Genomic DNA, 20,972 nt, shown 5'->3' with positions numbered 1-20,972 from the left:
CGGTAGAGAGGTGCGAGCGCCCGGGGGCTGCGGATGACGCCGCAGCCCCCGAGGGCCTCAGCCGACGATGTCCTTCACGCCGGACGCGTACTGCTCACCCAGCTGCTTGCGCACCTCCGCGGGAGACTTGGTGCCGTTGACGAGCTCCTGCAGACCGGCGTTGATCTGGTCGTAGAACGTCGGGGTGGGCCAGTCGGGATAGAACGCGATGCCGTCGTTCTTGGTGATGGCGTTGAAGTTCTCGATGAGCTGCTTCGACTTCTCATCCGTGATGGCGGACACGTCGGCGGCGACGGGCACGCCGCCGTTGTTGCCGAGGATCGCCTGGATCTCGGGCCGCATCGTGATGTCGATGAACTTCTCCGCGAGGTCCTTGTTCTTCGCACGCTCCGGCACGACCCACATGTTCCCCGCGGATCCGGGGGTAAAGTCGCTGCCCGGGAACAGGAACGTCCCCCACTCGAAGCCCTTGATCTCGCTCATGAATCGGCCGTACCACCAGCTGCCCGAGTAGAACATCGGTGACTGGCCGTTGATGAACGAGACGCCCGCATCCTCGGCCTTGACACCGCTCGCGTCCTTGGAGATGTACCCCTTCGCGGTCCAGTCCGCGATGGTCTGGGTGGCGTAAGTGAGTGGCTCGCCGTTCCAGTCCACCTTGTGCTTGTAGAGCTGGTAGTCGTCGATGAACGACCGGTCGGCCTTGGTCAAGGCCAGCTGGTACCAGAGCTGGCTGAGCGGATACTCCGCCGCCGACTCGGAGAGGGGAGTCTGGCCGGCGTCCTTCAAGGTCTTCATCGCGGTCTCGAACTCCGAGAGCGAGGTCGGCACGGCGACGCCGGCCTTCTCGAACGCCGTCTTGTTGTAGTAGACCTCGACGTACTCACCGTAGTTCGGCACGCCGTACCAGCTGCCGGATCCCATGATGCCCTTGTCGTCGTACTTCGCGGTCGTCTGCAGGCTGGAGGCGAGCTTCTTGTCCCAGCCGTACTTCTTCACCGCATCGTCGAGAGGGGCGAGCAGTCCCTGGCTGGACAGCAGGCCCGCGGTTCCGTTGCCCTTGGCGTACTCGAGCACGTCGGGCGCCTGATCGGAGTTGAGCACCTGGCTCGCCGTGGAGCGGATCTGCTCGAAGCTCTTCTCCTCGAACTCGACCTTGGCTCCGGTCTCCTTCTCGAAGACCTTGATCGCCTCTGCCCACGCCTTGCCCATGGCGCTGTCCGCGCCCTCGTAGTGCCACAGACGGAGGGTCTTGCCCTCGCCGTTCGTGTCGCCGCCGCTGCCGCTCGCGCCGCCACTGCAGCCGGTGAGGGCCGCGGCGACGGCCGCCGTCGCGACGACGGCCGCGAGGATCCTGGTGTGCTTCATTGCTACCTCCATGAGATTGTCGAAGCGTTTCGACATTGGTGAAAAGGGGAAAAGGGTCGGATCGGAGTAGGACGGGAATCGGGTGAGAGGGCGCGGCCGGGTCTCAGCGAGGAGCGCTCACCGAGCCGAACGATTGATATCGCGGCGCGGTGAGGCGCACGCCCGGTTCGACGTGCTCTCCATCAGCCAGGCGGGACGCGAGCTCCACCGCGAGTTCGCAGGAGATCTCGGGCTCGAGCGGGATGCGGTCCAGCGGGGTCGAGAACGAGGACGTGTCGAACGAGGAGCCGACCGACACGACCGACATCTCCCCCGGCACCGAGAGCCCGGCCGCGGCGAGCTCCGCCAGGACGGCCGAGTGCGCCGCGTCGTCGCAGTGCAGCGCCAGGGCGGTGACTCCTTCGCCGATCATGCGCCGCACGGCATCGCCGATGTCGCGGCGGCGCCCATCGCCCTCCCCGGGGAAGGCCGTCGAGAGGGCGACCGCGCGATGCCGCGCCGCCTGCTCGATGCCGCGGCGCACCCGCGGAGGGAAGTTCGAGAGCGCGTAGGCGCTCTCCGGGTGGCCGAGGAACCCGATACGGCGATGGCCCGCGTCGGCGAGATGGTCGACGGCGAGCGCGGCGGCCGCTTCGAAGTCGAGGTCGACGCAGACGAGGCCCTCCACGTCGTCGGGCACGCCGATGAAGACCGTCGGCACGTCGATCGCACGCGACAGCGCGACCCGGTCATCCTCCGGCGCGACGTCGAGGACGATGATCCCGTCCACGAGCCCGCTGGCCGAGACCCGGCGCATCCCTGCCGACGCCTCTGCGTCCGTCAGCAGCAGGATGTCGTAGTCGTACCGGCGCGCGGCGATCGAGGTCGCGAGCACGAAGCTCATGTGGGTCGGGGCGTGCGTGTCGGCCCGGAACGGCTCGGTGAGCGCGAAGATGTGAGTGCGGCGCCCCGCGAGCATCCGCGCCCCGGCGTTCGGCTCGTAGCCGAGCCGGGCGGCCGCACGCTCCACTCGGTCCCGCGTGGCCGGTGAGATCGACCGCTTGCCGCTCAGCGCATACGAGACGGTGCTGATCGACACACCGGCGGCCTCGGCCACCTCGTGGATCTTCGCCATCGTCGTCTCCGGTCTTCTTCGGTCGGTACGGATTGCGCTGGTGAAGCGCTTCGACAGCCGACGATAGCGAGCCCGCCGCTCTCGCGCAAGCCTTAAGTTGTTTTCTTCAACTTATCGAGCGGGTGTGCCCCGAGGCGTCCATGCCCGCCGGCTCAGGGCGCGCTGCACCCTACGCTGGTGACGTGCAGCGGGCGACGGTGGAGCGGGTGCGGATCGCATGGACGCGCTCCGCCCTTGACGACCGGCGTGCGGCCGGGCGCGCCCTCATCCGGGAACTGGCCGCCGAACTCGTCCCGGGGGCAGACCTGCGGATCGAGCAGCGCTGCCCGGGGTGCGGTGGGCCGCACGGGCGACCACTGCTGCCGCACGCGCAGGTGCTGGCGAGCGTCGCCTACGCGGGTCCGTGGGTGGTCGTCGCCGTCGGCTCGGATCGAGACGTCGCCGCCCTCGGCATCGACGCCGAGCAGGAGCGCGCCGCGCCCGACCTCGCCGCACTGTTCCCCCTGACGAGTCCGCCGGATCTTCGCGGCTGGACCGCGATCGAGGCGGCGCTCAAAGCCGATGGGCGCGGGCTGCTGCTCTCACCCGATCAGGTGCGTCTCTCCCCGGACGGCCGCGCGACCGTCCCGGACGGCGGCGAATTCCGGATCCTGCCTGTCGCCACCGCCCCCGGCCTGATCGTCACGCTCGCGCTGCGGCATCCGGATCCAGGCCCGAGGCCCACTCGTCGACCGTGACCACGTCGGCCTGGCGCGGGAACACCTTCTCGAGCAGCACGCGGTGCACCTCCGGGTCCTGATCCGCGCAGGCGTCGGCGAGCACGGTGAGCCCGAAGTCGCGATCCGCGGCGTCGCGCAGCGTGCTCAGCACGGCCCCGCTCGTGGAGACGCCAGCGAGCACCAGTTCGTCGGCACCGAGCCCACGCAGCACCACATCGAGGTCGGAAGCGAAGGCGCCGATCCGGCGCTTGACGACCACGGGCTCTTCCGGCAGTGGCGCGAGCTCGGCGACGATCTGCGTGGCCTCCGCAGATTCGATCAGATGCGAAGACGTCGTCGAGTCCTTGATCGCGCCGAAGGACTTGTTCCGGGCGACGGCCTCGGGGAATCCTTCGCGGAGAGCGACACGGACGAACACGGCGGGGATCCCGGCGGTCCGAGCCGCGGCGAGCGCGCGCCCAGCGTTCTCGATCACGTCGGAACCGCCCGCGGCGTAGCGCCCGGCGATGCCGTTCTGGAAGTCCATGAGCAGGAGTGCGGTGGTCATGACGGCATCCTCGCACAAGATAGACAGTTTTACCTGTTCAGTTTAGGCTGTTGATATGTCCGAGCCTGGGTCCGAGACCGTCATCCCCATCCCGAGTCCCGCGCAGACCGCCCTCGATCTGCGAACCGTGGTGGCCCGCCTGTTGCGGCGCTTCCGCGAGGCGGGCGCCGACGACTCGCTGACCCCGTCGCAGGCCTCGGCGCTCGCTCGGCTGGGCAAGGGCGGTGTCTCGACCGTCAGCGCGCTGGCCGCCGCCGAACGGGTGCGGCCCCAGTCGATGGCGGCGACGGTCGAGACCCTGGAGAGTGCGGGGTTCGTGACCCGCAGCCAGGACCCGAGCGACGGAAGGCGGCAGATCATCGATCTCACGGACGCAGGCTGGGCGCGGATCGAGGGCCAGAAGGATGCCGCGGCCGCCTGGCTGGAGCACGCCCTCACCGACCTCGACCCCGCGGACCTCCGCGCGGTCTCCACTGCCATGGCCGTGCTCGAGCGGATGCTGCCCTGATGCGCTTCCCCGCACCTATCGGGGGTCCTGCTCCCGAGGGACGGTTCGATCGGCGACTGCTCGCGCCGATGATGGTGGGAGCGATCCTCAACCCGATCAACACCGCGATCATCGCGGTGGCGCTCACCCCGATCGGCCTCGCGCTGGGCGCTCCGGCTCGCGAGACCGTGTGGCTCGTGTCGAGCCTCTACCTCGCCACCGCGATCGGGCAGCCCCTGGTCGGCCGCCTCGTCGACATCTTCGGCGTGCGCTCCCTCTTCCGGCTCGGCGCGGTGCTCGTGACCGCCGCCGGCACGATCGGGATGCTCGCGCCGGAGAGCCGCGACAGCATCTGGTGGCTCGTGGCCGCGCGCGTCATCCTCGGCCTCGGCACCTGCGCGGGCTACCCCGCGGCGATGCACATGATCCGCGCGGAGGGCGAGCGCACCGGCCTCGCCTCGCCGGCCGGGATCCTCACCCTGCTCAGTGTCACGACCCAGACCATCGCCGTGGTCGCGCCCGCGCTCGGCGGCGTGCTCGTCGGCGCCTGGGGCTGGCGCGCCACGTTCGCCGTCAACGTGCCGCTCGGACTCGCCACACTGCTGCTGGGCGCGCTCTTCCTCCCCCGGCGGACGGGGCTCGAGCCCGCCGTACAGGACCGACCACGGATCGACGGCATCGGGATCGTCCTCTTCGCCGTCACGATGCTCGCCCTGCTCGTCTTCCTGCAGAACATCGCGCCGGCCCTGATCTGGCTGCTCGTCGTGGCACTCGCGGCCGGAACCGTCTTCGTGTGGTGGGAGCGCCGAGTCCCGGATCCCTTCGTCGACGTGCGCGTGCTCTCCGGCAACAGGCCGCTGCTGCTCAGCTACGTGCGATCGCTGCTGACCGCGACCATCTCGTACACGTTCGTCTACGGCTTCACCCAGTGGCTCGAAGACGGCCGCGGCCTCAGCCCGACCGTCGCGGGGCTGGTGCTGCTCCCGGTGTTCGCGGCGGGCATCGCGGTCGCACTCGCATTCGGACGCCGGCCCGAGGTCTTCGGCAAGCTGCTGGTCGGATCCGCCGCGCAACTCGTCGCCGGGATCCTCGTGCTGTTCATGACCGGGTCGTCGCCGGTCTGGTTCCTCGTCCTCGCGATGCTGGTGCTCGGCATCCCGCAGGGTCTCAACAATCTCGCGATCCAGAACTCGCTGTACTACCAGGCCGCGCCCGCACGCATCGCCTCCTCGGCCGGTCTGCTGCGCACGTTCTTCTACCTCGGCGCGATCGTATCGGCCGTGATCTACGGCAACGTCTACGGTGCGCGGGCGACGACGGCCGGCCTGCACGTCCTGGGCTGGGTCGTGGTCGGGATCGCCGTGGTGTTCCTGCTCGTCACGGTGTTCGATCGGTCGCTGCTCAGAATCGGGCGAGCGACCGGATCCGATTCCTGAGCCGGCCGCGAGCCCGAGGGTCGGGCACGAAAGACGAGCCTCAGGGCAGACGGGTGACTCCGCTGTCGTGGAGCCGCGCCGTCGCGGTCCGATCGATGCTCGCCCTGACCTGGCCGACGCCGTCGATGGCGGCCCAGAACAGGAAAGGCAGGAACACCGTGCGGATCAGCATCGCCCACCCGGCCTTCGCGAACCCGATCGGGGTTCCGTCTTTCATCCGCACCACCTGCGTGCCGGTGAGCACCCCGCCCAGGGCGCGGCCGTTGCGAAAGGCCCAGCCGTAGACGAAGGGCAGCACGACGATCAGGGAGATTCCGATGACGACCGCTCCGACCGCCCGGTCGGGGTCGAAGGATCCTGTGCCGTAGAGGATCGCCACGGTGACCGCGACGGCGTACAGCAGGACGCTGTCGATCAGCCAGGCCAGGAGGGCCCCCGACATGGTCGAGTCGACGTAGAGCGCGCCGTTCTCGAAGGCTCGGACGCGCCTCGCCGCCTCGGGGCCGAGCGTGGGAGCCAGCTGCGTGCTGACCTCCGCGAGAGCTGCTCTGCGGTCGGCGCGCGCGACCGCACCAGGCGGCCGCGTCTCCTCGGTCACCGACGCTGCTCCACGGCGCGCGGGACGACGTTCAGGGCCTGGGTCACGGGGGCGGGCTCCACTCCGCCGGTGCCGGGGGCCGCCTCCGGCAGCGGCGGCAGCGCCGGCTGGTCGAGCCACGCGTCGAAGAACGCCTCAAGCCGGCGTCCGGCGACGGACGCGGCCAGCAGGCGGAAGTCCTCGGTCATCGCCGTCGCGCCCGCGTTGCGCTCGGTCCACGAACGCAGGATCCGGAAGAACGCGTCGTCTCCGACCGTCATCCGCAAGGCGTGCAGCGCCAGGGCCCCGCGCTTGTAGACCCGATCGTCGAACATGAGCTCCGGGCCCGGGTCGGACAACACGAGATCCTGCGGCTCGGCGGCGAGGGCGGCCCAGTGCCCGAGCGCCTTCGCGTGCGCGCTGTGACCGCCGCTGCGCTCGGACCAGATCCACTCGGCGTAGCAGGCGAAGCCCTCGTTCAGCCAGATGTCCCGCCAGCGCGCGACGCCCACGCTGTTGCCGAACCACTGATGCGCGAGCTCGTGCGCGATGAGGCGTTCGAGGCTGCCCTTCCCGTCGATGTGGTTGGCGCCGAACACGCCCATGCCCTGCGCCTCGAGCGGGATCTCCAGGTCGTCTGCAGTGACGACGAGCCGGTAGGACGGCAGCGGATACGGCCCGAACGCCTCGGCGAACACGGCCATCATCTGCGGCAGCGGCGCCAGGTCCGCGTCCACCCGCGCGGCAAGTCCCGCCGGATGCAGCACCTGCCCCACGACACCGGCGAGATCCATGCCTCGAGAGACATATTTCCCGATCTGGACGGTCGCGAGGTAACTGGGCGTCGGCGTGGAGCGCTCGAAGACCCACGTCGCGCGGCCGCCCTTGGTCGTCGTCGACACCGGCTCCGCGGCGGCGACCGCGTATCCGGGGTCCGTGGTGATCGAGATCCGGTACGTCGCCTTGTCGCCGGGGTGATCGTTGCAGGGGAACCACGACGGCGCGCCGATGGGCTGCGAGGCGACGAGCGCGCCGTCCTCCAGCTCCTCCCAGCCGAGCGTGCCCCAGCGCGTGCGCCGCGGGCGCGGGGCGCCGCCGTACGAGATCGTGAGCTCGAACGGATCCCCCGCGGCGAGCTCGCGGCCGAAGGCGACCTTGAGCTTGCGGTCGGTCTGCGTCAAGCCGATGCGACCGCCGACGTCGCCGCGCACCTTGGTCGCACGCAGCCCCACGAGGTCCAGGGAGACGGCCTTGGTCGCCTCGACGACCCGCCCGCGCACGACGGCGACACCGTCCAGCCGGTTCGTGCCGAGCCGGTAGTCGACGCTCAGGTCGTAGTGCTCGACGCGATAGCGGCGATCGCCGGAATGCGGGGTGTAGTCGTCGGGGCTCACTGTTCCATGCTCACAGATCGCGGGGCGTGCGCGCTCACGCGGCGGGGCCCTCGGGCCCGTCGGGCATCTCGAGGACCTGAGACTGCCGGTCCGATGCGGGGGTCGAAGCCGCCGGATCCTGGTAGCTGCGCACCTTGACCGCGCGCCACGGCCCGATGGGATTGCCGCTCCAGCGGCTGCCCACCGGCACGCTCTCCCCGCGCATCACGAGGGATGCGGGGCCTACCGTGGCGTCGGATCCGATGGTCGCAGCGGGCAGGATCACGCTGTGCGGGCCGAGGGTCGCCCCCGCCTCGAGCGTGACCGTGTCGATGCTCATCACCCGGTCGTGGAAGAGATGCGTCTGCACCACGCAACCGCGGTTGACCGTGGCGCCGTCGCCGAGCGTCACGAGGTCGGGCTCGGGCAGCCAGTAGCTGTCCGTCCAGACGCCCTTGCCGATCGTCGCGCCCAGCGAGCGCAGCCACACGGCGAGCGCGGGCGTGCCCGCCGCCGCGTTGGCGAACCATGGCGCGGCCATCATCTCGGTGAACGTGTCGGCGACCTCGGTTCGCCACACGAAGCTCGACCACAGCGGGTGCTCCCCCGGGCGGATCGGCCCGACGAACGCCCACTTCGCCGCCGTCGCGAACCCGGCGGCGACCGCGCCCGCGGCCAACAGGACGAGGCCGGAGAGCACCACGGTCCACACCAGGCCGATGCTCAGGGCCAGTGCGGCGAGTGTCAGCAGCACCGCCAGCCCGAGCGCGCAGGTGAGGATGACCGGGACGATGCGGCACAGCTCCCAGAGGCCCCGGGCGACCCGCAGTGCCATGCGCGGACGGTAGGTGCGCTCCAAGTCCGACTCGTTCACCACCCGGCGCAGGCGCACCGGTGGCGATCCGAGCCAGGAGGATCCCGCCTTCGCCTTGTCCGGCGCGGCCGAGAGCACCGCGACGAGGCCGTCCTTGGGCACCTTGTGGCCGGCGCCCGCCATGCCGGAGTTGCCGAGGAACGCGCGCTTGCCGATGCGCGCCGCGGCCAGTCGCATCCACCCGCCGCCGAGCTCGTAGGACGCGACCATGGTGTCGTCGGCGAGGAACGCGCCGTCGTCGATCGTCGTCATCGACGGGATCAGCAGCACCGTGGAGATCTCCACCTCGGATCCGACCTTCGCACCCAACAGGCGCAGCCACATCGGCGTGATCAGGCTCGCGTACACGGGGAACAGCAGCGTGCGGGCGGAGTCGAGCAGGCGCTCGGTGGTCCACGCCTGCCACGCGATCCGGCCGCGGACCGGGTGGATCCCCTCCCGCAGCCCGATCGACAGCAGCCGGGTCGCCGCCACGACGAGCCCCGCGAACACGACTCCCGTCACCAGCACCGAGGGCACGAGCCAGATCGCCAGTCCCGGGAGCGCAGCTGCGAGCGAGGACGCACCGCGCCCGCCCTGCACGAGCACGAGCGCACCGAGCGCGAATGCCAGCACGGGCAGCAGCCCGAGGCCCATGCTCGATGCGGCATATGCCCACAGCCAGCGCCGCGGAGCGGGCGGCCGCTCGGGCGCCAGCGGGGCGGACTTGCCGCCGATGCGCACGGCGGGCGAGCCGGCCCAGCGCTGCCCGGCGCGCACCCGGCCGAAGACGGCGGATCCGGGAGCGACCTCGGCGGCGCGGCCGATGCGCGTGCCGGGAGCGAGCGTGCTGCGCGCGCCCACGACCGCGCCCGCGCCGATCCGTATTCCGCCGATGCGCACGGTGTCGCCGTCGATCCAGTAGCCGGAGAGATCGACCTCGGGCTCGATCGCGGCACCCCGGCCGATGTCGAGCATGCCGGTCACGGGCGGCAGCGTGTGCAGGTCGACGTCGGGGCCGATCTTCGCTCCGAGCGCCCGGGCGTAGTAGCTCACCCACGGAGCCCCCGCGAAGCCGACCGGGTCGATCTGGTGGCTGACCTGCTCCGCCAGCCAAAGCCGCAGGTGCACCCCGCCGCCGCGCGGATAGTCGCCGGCCCGCACGCCGGCGAGCAGCATCCTCGCGGCGACCGCGGCGATCGCCATGCGGCCGAACGGCGACGCGAACACCACGAGTCCGACGATCAGCAGCCACAGCGGCGCCGTCGGCAGCCAGTCGAACCCGGGCACCAGATGCAGGATCGCGCTGCCGGTCAGCAGCCACAGCACCCACCGGATGCCGCCGAGCACGAACAGCGGCACCCCCAGGATCGACTGGATCCACTGCATGCGACGCGGCGTGGGCCGGGACTCGTGGAACTCTCCCGGCTCCTCGTCCTCGTCGCCCGCCTCGGCCTCGACGGCGTCGGCCATGCGCCGCAGCCGCGGCAGGTCGTAGACGTCGGCCATCGTGAACTCGGGCGCGCGGGCCCTGATGCGGCTCACCAGCTGCGCGGCCGCGAGGGATCCGCCGCCGAGCTGGAAGAAGTCGGCGTCCTCGTCGAGGGGCCGGGTGCCAAGCACCGCGAACCACTGCTCTGCGAGCCAGGCCGCGGTGCCGGTGAGCGTGGAGTCGTCGGCGTCCGGATCTGTCAGCGGCCACGGCAGCGCCGCCTTGTCGACCTTGCCCGAGGTGCGCACCGGCAGGTCGTCCATGATGGCGAGCAGTGGGATGAGCGGCGCCGGGAGCGTCTCGGCGAGCTCGGCGCGCGCGGTCTGCCGGTCGAAACCCTCCGTCGGCACCACATAGCCGACGAGCAGGGGGATGCCGCCCTCGCTGCGCTGCACGACGACGGTCGCCGCCGTCACCGCGGTGAGGTTCTGCAGCGCGGCCTCGACCTCGCCGAGCTCGATGCGCCGGCCGCCGATCTTCACCTGGTCGTCGGCGCGGCCCTGGAACACCAGGCCCGCCTCTTCGTACCGCACGAGGTCCCCGGAGCGGTAGGCGCGCTCCCAGCCCAGAGACGGCATCGGCGCGTACTTCTCCGCGTCCTTCGCCGGATCCAGGTACCGCGCGAGTCCGACGCCGCCGATCACGAGCTCGCCGACCTCGCCCTCGCCGACCCGGTCGCCCTCGCCGTCGACGACCGCGAGCTCCCAGCCGTCCAGCGGCAGACCGATCCGCACCGGCTCCCCGGCGCGCAGCGCCTCGCCGTCCATCTCGGCCGCGCAGGCGACGACCGTGGCCTCGGTGGGTCCGTACGTGTTCCAGACCTCGCGGTCCTCGCCGACCAGACGCGCGGCGAGTTCGGGCGGCAGCGCCTCGCCGCCGAAGATCAGCAGGCGCAGGTTCTCGATCGCATCCTGGGGCCAGAGCGCCGCGAGCGTCGGCACGGTCGACACCGCGGTGATGCCGTGCCCGAGCAGCCAGGGTCCGAGGTCCTCGCCGGAGCGCACCAGTGCCCGCGGCGCCGGCACCAGGCAGGCCCCGTAGCGCCAGGCCAGCCACATCTCCTCGCACGAGGCGTCGAAGGCGACGGAAAGCCCCGCGAGAACGCGGTCACCCGGGCCGAGCGGCGCATCCTGCAGGAACAGGTTCGCCTCGGCGTCGACGAAGGCGACGGCGGAGCGGTGGCTCACGGCGACGCCCTTGGGCACGCCGGTCGAGCCCGAGGTGAAGATGATCCAGGCATCGTCCAACGGCATCGGGTGCGGCACGGTCGTGATCGCGACCGAGTTCGGGTGCGGATCCTCACCGGCGAACAGGCCGGATCCGGATGCACCGCCCGGTCGGGATCCGCCTGTCTGCGTCGAACCGCCGTGCAGATCCGCGGAAACCCGCTGTTCGGCAGCGCCAGACGGATCCGCCGTCGGCGCGAACACCCCGCCCGCCCCGATCACGCCGCGCACCTTCGCCTCGCCGAACACGAGATCGGCCCGCTCCTGCGGATCGTCCGCGTCGACCGGCACGTACGCCGCGCCGGCCGCCATGGTGCCGAGGATCGCGAGGTACAGTTCGCGTCCGCCCGAGGGCATCCTGATGCCGACCCTGTCGCCGCGCATCACGCCGTGCTCGTGCAGCCGGGCCGCCGTCCGCCAGACCTGGGCGAGCAGCTCGGCGTAGCTGAGCGCACCGTCCACATCCTCGATCGCGGAGGCGTCCGGGTATCGGCGGGCGGTGTCGACGAGGATGTCGATCAGCGTGCGCGGCAGCGCCGCGAGCGCGGCACGGTCGAGGATGTCTTGCATCGGTTTCCGTTCGAGCGGCTGCACACAGGGCGCGTGCGCGCCCAGGGTACCGCGGGCGGGGAAACAGCAGGTGAAGCGGATCCCGGTGGGCTGTGCTGCCGCGAGGCTGGCTGCGGGGTCATGGGATTCGCGTTCGCAATTCAGGTCAGAATTGCCAGATCCGCGGAAACTCCACCACATTTCGCCAAGAACCGGCGTTCATCCTGAATCGCGAACACGAGCGCGACGGAATCGCGGAGTCAGCGCGTCGAGAACCCGCGCGATCTGGGTGCGAACCGAGGAGGAGTCGCCGAAGACGTCAGCCGCGATGAATCGGACCGTCACATAGCCCTGGGCCGCCGCCTCGACATCACGGCGTCTGTCTTCCTGTTGCTTGTCCCAGCCCTGATGGAACTCGCGGCCATCGCACTCGATGATGAGCCAGCCGTCGACGAGGAAATCGACACGACCGACCCGCGTGATCGTGACCTGCGTCCGCACATCCACCGGAAGGGTGCGCAGAATCAGGCGTAGCAGCGTCTCGCCGCCCGACTCTGCCCTGCCGTCGACCAGACGGCGCAGCACCTGAGTCCGCGCGGGAAGTGCGCGGAACATCGCATCCAAATCGTCCTCCGACAGCAGCTTCAGATGGAGCAGGCTGTCCAGAGTGGCGACGGCCGCACGGGCCTCCTGGCACAGCACAGCCTGCGCGGCTGCATCCCGGATGCTGACCATGTCTTGCCCAGAGATGTCATCCTCCGGCACTCGCCAGTGGATCACGAGACCTCGCTTGTCGAATCGACCGGCGTGGGCGTTGACTCGGACGTGCGGCCGAGACTCGTCGAGTACGAACACGCCGAGAAGTCGCAGCATCGACACGCAGTCCAGACGACCCCCCGTTCTGGCCGCCGCAATGATCGCAGGCGGAGCATCGCCTCGGGCGTAGCGCCCGCGACGGACTCTGATCAAGCTCCCTCCATCGACCGCCGCGCGAATCGTCCGGGAGGTGAGTCCCGCGGCACGCAGTTCTGCGGTGAGGAAGACCGCTCTCCTCGGGAGGGGTGCCGGCGAACGAGGATTGTCGTGATGCATGGTCGCGACTCTCTCGGGGTTTCGAAGCGCGGCGGGGCATGAATCCGGAACCCGTGTAGAACGCGCCAGCGCCGCAGCCTGTGCAGGACGAAGGCTCACGTGCTGCGACGCCGGCACTCCATCCCCTATTCAGGAGCGATCTGCGGGATCAGTGGATTCGCGGCGTCTTGTCCGGTGAAAGACCGGGTTCATCCTGAATACGGAACCAGCCGGCGTCGTGACCCAGACTCGGAGCCGGTCGTCCCACCCCCGTCGCCGTCCGTCGGGCCGATGCCCGCCGAATTCAGCCTGAATCCGCTTCTGCGTAGGAGCGACTGCCCTCCGCAGCCCGCGGGTACGCAGCCCGCGGGTAGGCGGCCCGCGGGCGGGCGCCCCGCGCTGGGCCTCAGCCGCCCTCGGCGGCGCTCCGCGGCCCGGTGCCCGGGACCTCAGCCCGCGCCGGGCGGGGTGCGCTTCGAATCGGCGAGCTCGTCGACCACGAGGGAGCGCTCGTCGATCGTGCCGTTGCGGTAGGCCTGGCGGCCGACCATGTGCGCCGACAGGGGCGCGGTCGCGAACTGCATCAGCACGACCGGCGCCACCAGCAGCAGCCCCAGCACGACCCCGATCACGGAGCGCTGCGAGAGCGCGATCGCCAGGCAGATCAGCAGCAGACCGAGCACCTGCGGCTTGGTGGCCGCGTGCAGCCGGCTCGGCACGTCCCGCAGGCGCAGCAGCCCGATCGCGGCGGTCAGGCACAGGAGCGCCCCGATCAGGACGAGGATCCACACCGCCGTGTCCACGACGACATCGGGGATCCGCAGTTCGAACACGTTCATCGCGCTCCCCCGTTGCTGCGGGTCCGGTGCGCGAAGGCCTGGTTCATGGTGACGGCGTTCATGATGGCGTGTTGTCCCTCCGCGCGACATAGCGGGCGACCGAGATGGAGCCGAACACGCCGACCGCGGCGACGACGATCAGCACCGGCAGCGTGCGGGTGTGGTGGTTGATCGCCATGTCGGCACCGAGCACGCACATCACCTCGGTGAGCAGCACGTCCGCGGCGACGGCGCGGTCGAGGATCGAGGGTCCGATCACGATGCGGATCACGGCGAGCACGGCGGCGACCGCGAACACGATCATGATGACGAGCAGCAGCGGATTCATCGGCGACCCTCCTCGGATCCCTGGGACGAGCCGGATCCCCGGGACGGACCGGATCCCTTCGGTCGGCGCGGCGTCGGGGAGCTCCCGGCGATCGCCCCGGCGAGACGCTCCCCCTCGGCACGCTCGTCGGCGCGCAACCGCGCGGCCTGCGCCGGAGTGCCGAGGGCGCGCACGATGCGGCGCTCCCAGCGCAGCACGCCCGCGCGCTGGTGCTCCACGTCCTCGAGCGAGCGCACGCCGATCACGTGCAGATACAGAGTGCGGGTGTCGCGGTCGGCCTCGACCACGAGCGACCCCGGGATGAGTGACGACGTCACCGCTACGTGGGTCATCACGAGGTCGTCGGCGTAGCGCAGCGGCACCGCGATGATCGCGGACCGCGGCGCGCGCCTCGGGTTCAGCACCTGCGCGGCGACGCTGAGCGAGCCGTGCACGACCGCGGTGAGGAACTGCACCACCAGCAATGCCGCCCACCACAGGTTGATCCGCCCGGAGAGCTCGATCGTGGGCAGCCGGAACACGCGCGTCACGAACAGCGCCACCGCGATGCCGGTCACGGCCGACAGCACCGTGAACTGGCCCCACAGCAGCATCCACAGCACGATCAGCCAGAGCAGGAACGGCAGCTGCAGGCCGATCTCGCGCCAGAGTCCCCGCTTCGTCCCCGGGTTCATGAGGAGACCTCGTCCCCATCGAGCATGTCGAGGTGCACAGGCTGCAGCAGGTTCGCGCCGATCCGCTCGCAGAGTCCGTAGATCGGGCCCGCGAACACGGTCAGCGCGAGGGTGACCGCGACCATGCCGCCTGTCGCGAAGGTCATGATCGTGGGGATCCGGCGCCGCTCCTGCTGCTCGTCGGCGGCCGGCGCGCTGCCGAGATGGGCGATGCGCTCGTTCTCCATCTCCTCCGGCGTCTCATCCTTGCTGCGCCAGAACGCGAGGTTCCACGCGCGCATGAGGGCGTAGAGCGTGAGCAACGAGGTGAGCACGCCGCCCACGATGAGCACCCAGATCAACGGCGTCGCGACCTGTGCCGCCGCCTGGAACAGCGCGAACTTGCCGATGAACCCCGAGAACGGCGGCAGGCCGCCGAGGTTGATCGCCGGCACGAAGTACAGCACGGCGATGAGCGGCGCCGCCTTCATGAGTCCTCGCACCTTCAGGATCGAGGTGCTGCCCGCGCGTCGCTCGACGAGTCCCACCGCGAGGAACAGCGTGGTCTGCACGATGATGTGGTGCACGATGTAGTACACCGTGGCGCCGATGGCAGCCGGCGTCGCGATCGCCAGGCCGAACACCATGTAGCCGACGTGGCTGACCAGCGTGAACGACAGGATCCTCTTCAGCTCCGCCTGTGCGACGGCGCCGAGTATTCCGATCAGCATCGTCGCGAGCGCCACGATCATGAGCAGCGTGTTGATGCTCGACACGTTGAACAGCTGCGTCTCGGTGCGGATCAGCGCGTACACGCCGACCTTGGTCAGCAGTCCGGCGAACACCGCCGTGACCGGCGCGGGCGCGGTCGGATACGAGTCCGGCAGCCAGAACGACATCGGGAACACGGCCGCCTTGATGCCGAAGGCGACCACGAGCATGAGGTGCAGCACGAGCTGCGTGCTCGGCGGGATCTCCCCGATCCGCTCCGCGATCTGCGCCATGTTCACGGTGCCGAGCGCCGCGTAGATGAGCGCGATCGCGACGAGGAACAGCACCGAGGAGACCAGCGACACGACGATGTAGACCGCGCCTGTGCGGATCCGGGACTCGGTGCTGCCCAGAGTTATCAGCACGTAGGAGGCGACCAGCAGGATCTCGAATCCGACGTAGAGGTTGAACAGGTCGCCCGCGATGAAGGCGTTGAAGATGCCCGCCGCGAGGATCAGGTAGGACGGGTTGAAGATCGAGATCGGGGTCTCCTCGGCCCCATCCGCGGCACCCTGGCCCACTGAGAAGAGCAGCACCGCGACCAGCACGATGCTCGACACGAGCACGAGCAGCGCCGCGAGCCGGTCGACGTAGAGCACGATGCCGAACGGGGCGGGCCAGCCGCCCACCATCACCGCGATCGGCTTGGTCTGGTCCACCACGACGAGCAGGGTCGCGGCGATCACCGAGACCGCGGCGAGCGTGACGACGGTGACGATGACCTGCACGCGGGTGTTGCGGCCGAACACGAGCGTGATCGCGGCGCCCAGCAGCGGCAGGGCGACGAGCAGCGGGACGAGGGCGTTCATCGCGGCTCCTCCCCCGGTTTGCGGTCGTCGTCTGTCTCGGGTGTGCTCGTCTCCGCCTCAGGGGCCGAGCGATCCGCCCGGGAGAACGGGTGCGGATCCGGCCGGTCCACCGGTGCGTCATCGACGAGCCCGTCCAGATCCTTCGCGTGCAGCACACGGATCGGCGACGTCACGACGCCCACGAAGTCGGTCGTGGCGTCCTCGTCCTCGAGATCGACCTCGTCGTCCATGAGGTCTTCCTCGATCTCGGTGCGCTCGCGCAGGGCGAGGTCGGCCTCGTCGTCCTCGACCGTGTCGGCCTTGCCCAGCTGCCACGAGCGGTAGATGAGCGCGAGCAGGAAGGCGGAGACCGCGAATGTGATCACGATCGCGGTGAGGGTGAGCGCCTGCGGCAGCGGGTCGCTCATATCGTCCGCGATGCCGTAGAACGGCGCGGGTCCCGGCCGGCCCATCACGATCAGCAGCAGCAGGTTCACCGCATTGCCGAGCAGCAGGAACCCGATCAGCACGCGGGTGAGGCTGCGTTCGAGCATCGCGTACACGCCGCAGCCGAACAGCACCGCCATCACGATGATGAGCACCAGGGAGACGTCCATCAGATGTCCACCCCCCGCGCGCGCATCTCGAGCGTCTGCCGGTCGACCTCGGCCCCGAGGCTGCGCAGCACATCGAGTACCAGACCGATCACGACGAGGTAGACGCCGATGTCGAAGAACGTGGAGCTGACGAACTCGATGTGGCCGATGACGGGGATCTCCGCCTCCCACACCGCGCTGGTGAGCGGTGCGAGCCCGAAGAACAGCGGCACCACGGCCGCGCCCACCGCGAGGATGAGCCCCGCGCCGAGCAGACGCCCCGCGTCGGTGGGCGCCGCGGCGCCCAGCTCCCAGCGGCCGCCCGCGATGTAGCGCATGACCAGGGCCATGCCCGCGACAAGACCGCCCGCGAAGCCGCCGCCCGGGGCGTTGTGGCCGGCGAAGAGCAGGTAGATCGAGACCACGATGATGGTGTGGAAGAGGATCCGCACGATCACCTCGAGCAGGATCGAACGGTTCTCCGGCTTGACGTTGCCGCCGCCGACGAGCCACGCGCGCGGCGCCGTGTCACCGGCCGTCTGCACGCGCACGCCCTCGGTCGTCTCCACGAGCGGGCCGCGCCGGGCCCGGCGCGGGCCCTCGGGCAGCGCCTTCGTGGCGGAGAGCCGGTCGGCGCGGTGGGTGACGAACACGAGCGAGGCGACGCCGGTGGCCGCGAGCACGAGCACCGACAGCTCCCCCATCGTGTCCCAGCCGCGCAGGTCCACCAGGGCCACGTTCACCACGTTCTTGCCGTGCCCGAGCTCGTACGCGAGCTTCGGGAACGCCTCGGAGATGGGCTCGGCGACCCGGGATCCGGTGGCGACGATCGCCACGAGCGCCATCATCACGCCCGCTGCGATGCCGAGGATCGCGCGCGGCACACGGCCGACCGAGGCGTTGTGCTCCCCCATCCGGGCCGGCAGCCGCCGCAGCACCAGCGCGAAGGTGACCAGCGTCACCGTCTCGACGAGGATCTGAGTGAGCGCCAGATCGGGCGCGCCGCTCGTGCCGAACAGCACGACCATGCCGAGGCCCGTGACGGAGACCAGCACGACGCCGGTGTAGCGCTTCTGCGCCCTGATCGCGAGCAGCCCCGCGAAGATCATGATCGGCGCCACCACGAGCTGCACCGGCGTGTGCCAGGCGCTCAGCTGCGCATTCGCCGGGCCGCCCGCGATGAGCGCGGTGGTCTCGGCGGCGATCACGACCACGAAGATCGTGCCGACGTAGACCGGCAGCGAACCGCGCTGCGTGAGCGACGTGGTCACCAGGGAGAGCCGGTCCACGCTCCGCATCACGAAGTAGTACGCGTCCTGCGCGGTGAACGGCAGCAGGCGCGGTCGGCGGTCCCAGCCGAGGCGCCGCGTGAGCGGGAACAGCGCGAGACCCAGCAGCACCGCGCCCAGCGAGAGGAACAGGGCCGGTGCCAGACCGTGCCAGAGCGCCAGGTACCCGGGGTCCAGGGGCGAACCGTCGTAGCCGGGTGCCTTCGCGTCGTCCGCGTAGCCGTAGAGCACCACGGTGACCGCCGAGGCCAGCGGGCCCAGCACGAGCGTGCCGAACGCGAGCAGCACCGGCGACACCAGGAACCCGAAGGGAGGGGACGGCCATTCCGTGTCGGGCATATAGGCGCCCGTGGCGTCCTTCTTCCGCCAGAACGCCCCCCAGAGGAACCGCGCTCCGTATGCCGCGGTAAGAATGGATCCGAGGATCACGCCCACGAGCGCGACGATCCCCCATGGGGATCCGCGCTGCGCCTCGTCGAAGAAGGCAGCCAGGGTCGACTCCTTCGCGGCGAATCCGATCGTCGGGGGGATCCCCATCATGGATCCGACGGCGAGGAAGCCGGAGATGGCGAGCAGCGGCGCCTGGCGCCCTACGCCGCTGATCTCGTTCGCATCACGCGTGGACAGTTGGCGGTCGATGACGCCGACGATGAGGAACAGGGCAGATTTGAACAGGGCGTGGCTGATCACGAGCGCGAGCCCGGCCAGCATCGCGTCCGGCGTCCCATAGCCGAGCACCACGGTGAAGAAGCCGAGCTGACTCACGGTGCCGAACGCGAGGATGCGCTTGAGGTCGGTCTCCCGCAGCGCCTGCACGCCGCCCAGCAGCATCGTGAACACGCCCAAGGTGATCGTGATCGGCCGCCAAGGGCCGGACAGCGCGAACACGGGCGCGAACCGCGCGATGAGGTAGATGCCCGCCTTCACCATGGCTGCGGCGTGCAGGTAGGCGCTCACCGGGGTGGGAGCTGCCATGGCGCCCGGCAGCCAGAAGTGGAACGGGAAGATCGCGGACTTGCTGAGCGCGCCGACGAGCAGCAGCACGATCGCCGCGTCGACCACCGGGCCGGTGGGCGCGATCTCCAGGATCCGCGACATGCTCGAGGTTCCGGCCTCCACGGCCAGGAACACCACCCCGATGAACATCGCGAGCCCGCCCAGCGTCGTCACCAGCAGCGCCTGCAGCGCGGCACGTCGGCTCGCACCTCGGCGGTGATAGTGCCCGATCAGCAGGTAGGAGAGGATGCTGGTCAGCTCCCAGAACATCACCAGCAGCACGAGGTCGTCGGTGGTCACCAGGCCGTACATCGCGCCGGCGAAGGCGAGCAGCACCGCCGCGAACTGGCCGATGCCCTCCTTCGAGCCGCGGAAGTACCAGCGGCAGTACAGCAGCACGAGCGCCCCGACGCCGGTGACGATGAGGGCGAGCAGCCAGCTCAGCTCGTCGAGCCGGAAGGAGAGGGACAGTCCCAGCTGCGGGATCCAGTCGATCGACTCCCGCGGGATCAGCGCGGAGTCATCGGATCCGGCGAGCACCTGGGGCGTCAGCGCGATCAGGTGCACGAACGCGGCCGCCGGCACGAGCGCCGCGACAGCGAAGGCACGGGCGCCGATCCATGAGACCAGAAGCGGTAGCAGCAGCGAGGCGACGGCGAACACGGCGAGGAGCGTCAGCATGGCGGTCTCCTCTGGCTCGTCGGTCTCTGCGGACTCAGCAGGTGAGCGTGCAGGTCGACACAGGCGGGCGGGTTCGGAGCCAGTTTACGTGCCGGATCCGGAATCGACCGCCGCCGTCGTCACGAAAGCGGCTGCGGAGCGGGCACGGGCCCGGTCGTGGTGCCCTCGCGGAATGTGCAGGTGAAGCGGATGGACGCGGCCTGCTCCCCCGCCAGCAGACGCGCGACGGCGTCTCCCGCGGCGCGTCCCTTCTCCACCGCGGGCTGCACGGCGGTGGTGAGCACGTGCTCGCCGAGCCCGTCCACGGCGATGCCGTCGAACCCCGCAATGCTGACATCCTCGGGCACGCGCAGACCCACCTCTTCCGCAGCGCGGATGACGCCCGCGGCGAGGAGGTCGCTCTGAGCGATGACGGCGGTCGGTCGGGTTTGCGGATCCGCGAACAGGGTTCGCCCCGCGATGAGGCCCTCGTCGATGAGACTGCTGGCGGCGGACACTACGCGCGCGTCCGGGAAGACTTGGAGGGTCGGCGACAGGCGCGCGCTCGTGACAGGGGTCGTGATCATCGCAATGCGCTCGGGCGTCGCATCGCCGCGCACCTTGTCCCCGTCGAACGGCAGCGTGACCACGGCGACATCCCTGTGGCCGAGCGCACGCAGGTGGTGCGCGATCTGCGCGGCAGCCTCGCCGTTGTCCAGCTCCATGCGGGGCACGTCGTCGCCGGCGTCGCCCTCGATCACCACCACGGGCAAGCCGCGGTTGCGCACCGCCTGCAGGGTCTCGCGCATGCGCGGGCTGCAGCCGATCAGCACGGCCGCGTCGATGGGCGCCGTGGCGAGGGTCGGCGCATCGGCCCCGGCCTCGGGGTCATCCCGCAGCAGCAGCACCCCGGCGCCGAGCGCGGCCAGGCCGTCGGTGAGCCCGTCCATGGTCGCGGTCTTGATCGGATCCAGGAAGGCCGTGCGCAGGTGCTCTTCGAGCGCCACGGCGACGATGCCGCTGCGCCCCCGCCGCAGTGAGGCGGCACGGGGGTCGGGGCCGGTGTAGCCGAGCTCCGCGGCGACGGCGAGCACCCGCTCCCTGGTGGCGTCGGCGACCGGTGCCTTGCCGCTGAACACGACCGACGCGGTGGACGGGCTCACCCCCGCGGCACGCGCCACATCCGCGATCGTGGCGCGTCGCCGCACCGCCGCAGCATCCGGATCCGAGGTCATGTCTC

General features: G+C 70.5%; 17 protein-coding genes. 3 read left to right on the top strand and 14 right to left on the bottom strand.

What is annotated here, in order from left to right:
- Positions 1-57: 57 nt before the first annotated feature.
- Positions 58-1,368 (bottom strand): ABC transporter substrate-binding protein, encoded by a 1,311-nt coding sequence (locus AC1DCT_RS11495; RefSeq protein WP_477429263.1) that lies wholly within the window; start codon positions 1,366-1,368, stop codon positions 58-60.
- Between the two features lie 103 nt (positions 1,369-1,471).
- Entirely contained in the window at positions 1,472-2,482 is a 1,011-nt protein-coding gene (locus AC1DCT_RS11490) for a LacI family DNA-binding transcriptional regulator (protein WP_477429261.1), read from the bottom strand.
- Positions 2,483-2,664: 182 nt separating this feature from the next.
- On the opposite strand from AC1DCT_RS11490, the gene AC1DCT_RS11485 reads away from it, so the two are divergent.
- Positions 2,665-3,219, top strand: coding sequence for a 4'-phosphopantetheinyl transferase family protein (locus tag AC1DCT_RS11485; RefSeq protein WP_440732785.1), 555 nt, complete (start codon positions 2,665-2,667; stop codon positions 3,217-3,219).
- Here the strand turns inward: AC1DCT_RS11485 and AC1DCT_RS11480 are convergent.
- Positions 3,164-3,748, bottom strand: coding sequence for a cysteine hydrolase family protein (locus AC1DCT_RS11480; RefSeq protein WP_440732784.1), 585 nt, complete (start codon positions 3,746-3,748; stop codon positions 3,164-3,166). The genes AC1DCT_RS11485 and AC1DCT_RS11480 overlap by 56 nt on opposite strands.
- Before the next feature lie 55 nt (positions 3,749-3,803).
- On the opposite strand from AC1DCT_RS11480, the gene AC1DCT_RS11475 reads away from it, so the two are divergent.
- Both AC1DCT_RS11475 and AC1DCT_RS11470 read left to right on the top strand, forming a co-directional pair.
- Positions 3,804-4,256: a MarR family winged helix-turn-helix transcriptional regulator gene (locus tag AC1DCT_RS11475; protein WP_440732783.1), complete on the top strand. Its 453-nt coding sequence runs from the start codon at positions 3,804-3,806 to the stop codon at positions 4,254-4,256.
- On the top strand, positions 4,256-5,671 hold the full coding sequence (locus tag AC1DCT_RS11470) for an MFS transporter (RefSeq protein ID WP_477429259.1): 1,416 nt from the start codon (positions 4,256-4,258) through the stop codon (positions 5,669-5,671). Before AC1DCT_RS11475 ends, AC1DCT_RS11470 begins: the two co-directional genes overlap by 1 nt.
- A gap of 40 nt (positions 5,672-5,711) precedes the next feature.
- Here AC1DCT_RS11470 and AC1DCT_RS11465 read toward each other — a convergent pair whose 3' ends face one another.
- From AC1DCT_RS11465 to AC1DCT_RS11415, 11 genes are all read right to left on the bottom strand, one after another.
- The gene (locus AC1DCT_RS11465) at positions 5,712-6,269 is read right to left on the bottom strand and encodes an RDD family protein (RefSeq protein WP_477429257.1); all 558 of its coding nucleotides are present in this window, start codon (positions 6,267-6,269) and stop codon (positions 5,712-5,714) included.
- Entirely contained in the window at positions 6,266-7,642 is a 1,377-nt protein-coding gene (locus tag AC1DCT_RS11460) for a M1 family metallopeptidase (protein ID WP_477429255.1), read from the bottom strand. Before AC1DCT_RS11460 ends, AC1DCT_RS11465 begins: the two co-directional genes overlap by 4 nt.
- A gap of 34 nt (positions 7,643-7,676) precedes the next feature.
- A complete protein-coding gene (locus tag AC1DCT_RS11455; RefSeq protein ID WP_477429254.1) occupies positions 7,677-11,762 on the bottom strand; it encodes a Pls/PosA family non-ribosomal peptide synthetase in 4,086 nt (1,361 codons plus the stop codon).
- 198 nt (positions 11,763-11,960) lie between these two features.
- Positions 11,961-12,596: an endonuclease domain-containing protein gene (locus AC1DCT_RS11450; protein WP_477429253.1), complete on the bottom strand. Its 636-nt coding sequence runs from the start codon at positions 12,594-12,596 to the stop codon at positions 11,961-11,963.
- A gap of 665 nt (positions 12,597-13,261) precedes the next feature.
- A complete protein-coding gene (gene mnhG, locus AC1DCT_RS11445; RefSeq protein WP_440732778.1) occupies positions 13,262-13,651 on the bottom strand; it encodes a monovalent cation/H(+) antiporter subunit G in 390 nt (129 codons plus the stop codon).
- Between the two features lie 58 nt (positions 13,652-13,709).
- Positions 13,710-13,979: an MrpF/PhaF family protein gene (locus tag AC1DCT_RS11440; protein ID WP_045271280.1), complete on the bottom strand. Its 270-nt coding sequence runs from the start codon at positions 13,977-13,979 to the stop codon at positions 13,710-13,712.
- On the bottom strand, positions 13,976-14,653 hold the full coding sequence (locus tag AC1DCT_RS11435; RefSeq protein WP_477429251.1) for a Na+/H+ antiporter subunit E: 678 nt from the start codon (positions 14,651-14,653) through the stop codon (positions 13,976-13,978). Before AC1DCT_RS11435 ends, AC1DCT_RS11440 begins: the two co-directional genes overlap by 4 nt.
- Positions 14,650-16,212, bottom strand: a complete 1,563-nt coding sequence (locus AC1DCT_RS11430) for a Na+/H+ antiporter subunit D (protein ID WP_440732776.1) — start codon at positions 16,210-16,212, stop codon at positions 14,650-14,652. Before AC1DCT_RS11430 ends, AC1DCT_RS11435 begins: the two co-directional genes overlap by 4 nt.
- Positions 16,209-16,808: a Na(+)/H(+) antiporter subunit C gene (locus AC1DCT_RS11425; protein ID WP_477429249.1), complete on the bottom strand. Its 600-nt coding sequence runs from the start codon at positions 16,806-16,808 to the stop codon at positions 16,209-16,211. The genes AC1DCT_RS11430 and AC1DCT_RS11425 overlap by 4 nt, the downstream gene beginning before the upstream one ends.
- Complete coding sequence (locus tag AC1DCT_RS11420) at positions 16,808-19,753, bottom strand: Na+/H+ antiporter subunit A (RefSeq protein ID WP_477429247.1); 2,946 nt, start codon at positions 19,751-19,753, stop codon at positions 16,808-16,810. The genes AC1DCT_RS11425 and AC1DCT_RS11420 overlap by 1 nt, the downstream gene beginning before the upstream one ends.
- 119 nt (positions 19,754-19,872) lie before the next feature.
- Entirely contained in the window at positions 19,873-20,967 is a 1,095-nt protein-coding gene (locus AC1DCT_RS11415; protein WP_477429246.1) for a LacI family DNA-binding transcriptional regulator, read from the bottom strand.
- Positions 20,968-20,972: the final 5 nt, after the last annotated feature.

It is taken from the genome of Microbacterium sp. 10L49, from assembly GCF_056395125.1.
This window is presented reverse-complemented; position numbering and strand designations above follow the sequence as displayed.